Annotated in this window: 2 tRNA genes and 3 rRNA genes; all 5 read right to left on the reverse strand. The window is 44.9% G+C overall.

What is annotated here, in order from left to right:
- Window positions 1–162: 162 nt before the first annotated feature.
- Window positions 163–270: ribosomal RNA gene (gene rrf, locus BM238_RS14165) — 5S ribosomal RNA — on the reverse strand.
- Between the two features lie 188 nt (window positions 271–458).
- Window positions 459–3,227, reverse strand: a 23S ribosomal RNA gene (locus BM238_RS14170).
- A gap of 355 nt (window positions 3,228–3,582) precedes the next feature.
- Window positions 3,583–3,656: transfer RNA gene (locus tag BM238_RS14175), tRNA-Ala, on the reverse strand.
- Window positions 3,657–3,673: 17 nt separating this feature from the next.
- Window positions 3,674–3,747 (reverse strand) — tRNA-Ile (locus BM238_RS14180).
- Between the two features lie 202 nt (window positions 3,748–3,949).
- Window positions 3,950–5,466: ribosomal RNA gene (locus BM238_RS14185) — 16S ribosomal RNA — on the reverse strand.
- Together the 16S, 23S and 5S rRNA genes with 2 tRNA genes alongside form the textbook arrangement of a ribosomal RNA operon.
- Window positions 5,467–5,920: the final 454 nt, after the last annotated feature.

The following is a 5,920-nucleotide window of genomic DNA, read 5'->3' on the forward strand; positions in this document are numbered from 1 at the left end:
ATCAAAAACGAAAGTTAATTACTGCATTTATACTGATATGACGGTTTAAAATTACTTTTATCATCAGCAATAATTAAATTATTTCTGGTATTATTTTAAATCATTCAAAAAAAAGGTCACAAAAAATCCCCACACAAGTAAATGTGTGGGGATTTAAAAAAAAACTGGCGGCGACCTACTCTCCCGCGTTAGCAGTACCATCGGCGCTAGAGGGCTTAACTTCTGTGTTCGGAATGGGAACAGGTGAGCCCCTCTGCTAAAACCACCCTAAAGGCGTTTTGTACAAAAGGATGTACAGTATATTATATTTAGTAGATAAAAGATTTATAGAGTATAGACGATAGACTTTAAAATCTATTATCTATTTGTCTATTATCTTTCAGTCTTACTAAAAAATCGATAAAAACGTTCACAAAGAGCAAACCATTGATGCACTTTCAAGGTTTGAAGTTATATTAAGCTATAAATCTACGGGTAATTAGTACTACTCGGCTATGACATTACTGCCTTTACACCTATAGCCTATCAACGTTGTCATCTCCAACGACCCTTAAAAGATGTCTCATCTTGAGGCAGGTTTCGCACTTATATGCTTTCAGTGCTTATCCTTACCAAACGTAGCTACTCTGCGATGCACTTGGCAATACAACAGATACACCAGAGGTTTGTTCAAATCGGTCCTCTCGTACTAGATTCAAGCCCTCTCAAACATCTAACGCCCGCAATAGATAGAGACCGAACTGTCTCACGACGTTCTGAACCCAGCTCGCGTGCCACTTTAATGGGCGAACAGCCCAACCCTTGGGACCTTCTCCAGCCCCAGGATGTGACGAGCCGACATCGAGGTGCCGAACCTCCCCGTCGATATGAGCTCTTGGGGGAGACTAGCCTGTTATCCCCGGAGTACCTTTTATCCTATGAGCGATGGCCCTTCCATACGGAACCACCGGATCACTATGTCCTGCTTTCGCACCTGATCGACTTGTAGGTCTCACAGTCAAGCACCCTTATGCCATTACACTCTACGCACGGTTACCAAGCGTGCTGAGGGTACCTTTGAAAGCCTCCGTTACTCTTTTGGAGGCGACCACCCCAGTCAAACTACCCACCACGCAATGTCCTTCCGTAAGGAAGTTAGGCTCTAAATAAACAAAGGGTGGTATTTCAACGTTGGCTCCACGAACACTAGCGTGCCCGCTTCAAAGCCTCCCACCTATCCTACACATTGTTTATTCAAAGTCAATACGAAGTTATAGTAAAGGTTCACAGGGTCTTTTCGTCCCATTGCGGGTAATCGGCATCTTCACCGATACTACAATTTCACAGAGCTCATGGTTGAGACAGTGCCCAGATCGTTACACCATTCGTGCAGGTCGGAACTTACCCGACAAGGAATTTCGCTACCTTAGGACCGTTATAGTTACGGCCGCCGTTTACTGGGGCTTCAGTTAAGACCTTCGGGATAAATCCCTAAGCCCCTCCCTTAACCTTCCAGCACCGGGCAGGTGTCAGACCCTATACAGCATCTTTCGATTTAGCAGAGTCCTGTGTTTTTGATAAACAGTCGCCTGGGCCTCTTCACTGCGGCCCCATCATCGCTGATGGGGCGTCTCTTCTTCCGAAGTTACGAGACTATTTTGCCTAGTTCCTTAACCATGATTCACTCTAGCACCTTAGGATTCTCTCCTCGACCACCTGTGTCGGTTTTGGTACGGGCTGCTTCAATTCGGCTTTTCTTGGAATCGCTTTCCCTACAACAACTTCGCCCGAAGGCTAGGTCTTGACTATTCCGTCAGTCTCCAGTAAGTACGGCAATCCGTCCCCTTTTTAGTATGAGCAGGTATGGGAATATTAACCCATTGTCCATCCACTTCCCCTTTCGGGTTCGCGTTAGGTCCCGACTAACCCTCAGCTGATTAGCATAGCTGAGGAACCCTTAGTCTTTCGGTGAGGGGGTTTCTCGCCCCCTTTATCGTTACTTATGCCTACATTTTCTTTTCTGTCCGCTCCACCACACCTCGCGATGCAGCTTCTGTGCAAACAGAATGCTCCCCTACCAGATATAACTCAAAAGTTATAAATCCATAGCTTCGGTACTATACTTATGCCCGATTATTATCCATGCCGAACCGCTCGACTAGTGAGCTGTTACGCACTCTTTAAATGAATGGCTGCTTCCAAGCCAACATCCTAGCTGTCAATGCAGTTCAACCGCGTTATTTCAACTTAGTATAGATTTGGGGACCTTAGCTGTTGGTCCGGGTTCTTTCCCTCTCGGACATGGACCTTAGCACCCATGCCCTCACTGCCGTGAAACATTTATTAGCATTCGGAGTTTGTCAGGAATTGGTAGGATTTGACTCCCCCGCATCCAATCAGTAGCTCTACCTCTAATAAACTTATACACAACGCTGCACCTAAATGCATTTCGGGGAGTACGAGCTATCTCCCAGTTTGATTGGCCTTTCACCCCTACCCACAAGTCATCCGAAGACTTTTCAACGTCAACCGGTTCGGTCCTCCACTTTGTGTTACCAAAGCTTCAACCTGCCCATGGGTAGATCACAAGGTTTCGCGTCTAATCCTACTAACTAAAGCGCCCTATTCAGACTCGCTTTCGCTGCGCCTCCGTACCTTAAGTACTTAAGCTCGCTAGTAAAATTAACTCGTAGGCTCATTATGCAAAAGGCACGCCGTCACCCAACTTGTGGGCTCCGACCGCTTGTAGGCGTACGGTTTCAGGTTCTCTTTCACCCTTCTATTCGAAGTGCTTTTCACCTTTCCTTCACAGTACTTGTTCACTATCGGTCTTTCAGGAGTATTTAGCCTTGGAGGATGGTCCCCCCATATTCAAACAGGATTTCACGTGTCCCGCCCTACTCATTTATCACTTATGTATGCCTTTCATATACGGGGCTATCACCCTCTATGGCTGTTCTTTCCAGAACATTCTACTAAACATATAAAAGCTTTTGGGCTAATCCGCTTTCGCTCGCCGCTACTTACGGAATCTCTTCGATTTCTTTTCCTCCGGGTACTTAGATGTTTCAGTTCTCCGGGTTTGCTCCTCTTGCGAGGTGACTGGTCTTCAACCAGCCGGGTTGCCCCATTCGGACATCTGCGGATCAATTCGTGTGTGCCGATCCCCGCAGCTTTTCGCAGCTTACCACGTCCTTCTTCGCCTCTGAAAGCCTAGGCATCCGCCATACGCCCTTAACGATTTCTTTCCTAATATTTTTAATTTCTTCAAAACACTCAAAAGTGCTTTGGTTTTCTCTTTGTGATGTCTTTATCGTTATTGTCAATGATCTCTTATTCTTATAAGTCCTCTGATACGAAGTGTTGTTTTTGGCTCCACTTCAACTTTTAAATCAGATTTCTGTATAGTGAAAAATAAAGGTATGAACCTTTTTTAATTAGCAATTATCAACCTTTCAGTCCTTAATTTCTAATCTCGCATCTATTAATGCTTAATTTTTCGTCTATGTAATGGATATTTTTAAATATCTTCTTCGCTTGTTACACTTGGTAACTAAATTATCTTTTCTTGCTGCTTTATTCCTGTCTGCTAACGCAATTTTGTGGAGAATATCGGAGTCGAACCGATGACCTCCTGCGTGCAAGGCAGGCGCTCTAGCCAGCTGAGCTAATCCCCCCTTTTTCTATTAATCAGTAGTCTCGGGCAGGCTCGAACTGCCGACCTCTACATTATCAGTGTAGCGCTCTAACCAGCTGAGCTACGAGACTCTTTATGAGTGATAAGTAATGGGCAATAAGTAATATAATGCGCCCTTATCCTCAATCTCTGTCCCTCGATACTAATCTTTAGGGGTATATTTTATAAAATACCAACCGAAGTAAAAAAACTAAAGCGACTAAACTTTTTGTTAGAATGTTTGCACTATTTAAAGTACTTGTTTGTTTATACTCGTCCTAAAACGAGTCTCTAAAATGAGATGTTCCAGCCGCACCTTCCGGTACGGCTACCTTGTTACGACTTAGCCCTAGTTACCTGTTTTACCCTAGGCAGCTCCTTTTACGGTCACCGACTTCAGGTACCCCAGACTTCCATGGCTTGACGGGCGGTGTGTACAAGGCCCGGGAACGTATTCACCGCGCCATGGCTGATGCGCGATTACTAGCGATTCCAGCTTCATAGAGTCGAGTTGCAGACTCCAATCCGAACTGAGACCGGCTTTCGAGATTTGCATCACATCGCTGTGTAGCTGCCCTCTGTACCGGCCATTGTATTACGTGTGTGGCCCAAGACGTAAGGGCCGTGATGATTTGACGTCGTCCCCACCTTCCTCTCTACTTGCGTAGGCAGTCTCACTAGAGTCCTCAACTTAATGGTAGCAACTAGTGACAGGGGTTGCGCTCGTTGCAGGACTTAACCTAACACCTCACGGCACGAGCTGACGACAACCATGCAGCACCTTGAAAAATGTCTTGCGAAAGGTCTATTTCTAAACCGGTCATTTCCCATTTAAGTCTTGGTAAGGTTCCTCGCGTATCATCGAATTAAACCACATAATCCACCGCTTGTGCGGGCCCCCGTCAATTCCTTTGAGTTTCATTCTTGCGAACGTACTCCCCAGGTGGCTAACTTATCACTTTCGCTTGGTCTCTGAAGCCGAAGCCCCAAAAACGAGTTAGCATCGTTTACGGCGTGGACTACCAGGGTATCTAATCCTGTTCGCTCCCCACGCTTTCGTCCCTCAGCGTCAGTTGAATCATGGTAACCTGCCTTCGCAATTGGTGTTCTAAGTAATATCTATGCATTTCACCGCTACACTACTTATTCCAGCTACCTCTAATTCACTCAAGACCTGCAGTATCAATGGCAGTTTCATAGTTAAGCTATGAGATTTCACCACTGACTTACAGGTCCGCCTACGGACCCTTTAAACCCAATAAATCCGGATAACGCTTGCACCCTCCGTATTACCGCGGCTGCTGGCACGGAGTTAGCCGGTGCTTATTCGTACAGTACCTTCAGCTAGATACACGTATCTAGGTTTATTCCTGTACAAAAGAAGTTTACAACCCGTAGGGCCGTCATCCTTCACGCGGGATGGCTGGATCAGGCTTTCACCCATTGTCCAATATTCCTCACTGCTGCCTCCCGTAGGAGTCTGGTCCGTGTCTCAGTACCAGTGTGGGGGATCACCCTCTCAGGCCCCCTAAAGATCATTGACTTGGTGAGCCGTTACCTCACCAACTATCTAATCTTGCGCGTGCCCATCTCTATCCGCCGGAGCTTTCAATATCAAATGATGCCATTCAATATATTATGGGATATTAATCTTCCTTTCGAAAGGCTATCTCCCAGATAAAGGTAGGTTGCACACGTGTTACGCACCCGTACGCCGCTCTCAAAGATCCGAAGATCTTCTACCGCTCGGCTTGCATGTGTTAGGCCTCCCGCTAGCGTTCATCCTGAGCCAGGATCAAACTCTCCATTGTATGTTTGTTATCCTAACCCAAAGTTTATTAATTGACGCTTTAGTCTTTTTCTTACTTGGTTGTTATTTTGTATTTTCAATGATCTTTTTCTCTTCCCGCTCCTCGAATAAGACTTCTGTCGTTGTCTTCTGTCTCGATTTGCGGTTGCAAAAGTATAAAGTTTTTTTTAATCTCACAACTATTTTTGAAATAAATTTCTAAATAATTTTTCGACTAATTTATTGCCTCATCTTCGCTCCTAATCTCTCTCGATTTTGGTTTGCAAAAGTAAAACTTAATTTCTAATCCCGCAAGCTTTTTTAAATAAATTTAAATACCCTCCGAAACATAAATCAAACTCCTCCTACGCTCCCAAAATCTCTCGATTAAGGTCTGCAAAAGTAAATATTAATTCCCAGCTATACAAACTTTTTTAAATAAATATCTAAAAAATTTAACCGCCTTCTCTCCTACT

This window comes from Halpernia frigidisoli (assembly GCF_900113805.1).
GTDB lineage: Bacteria > Bacteroidota > Bacteroidia > Flavobacteriales > Weeksellaceae > Halpernia > Halpernia frigidisoli.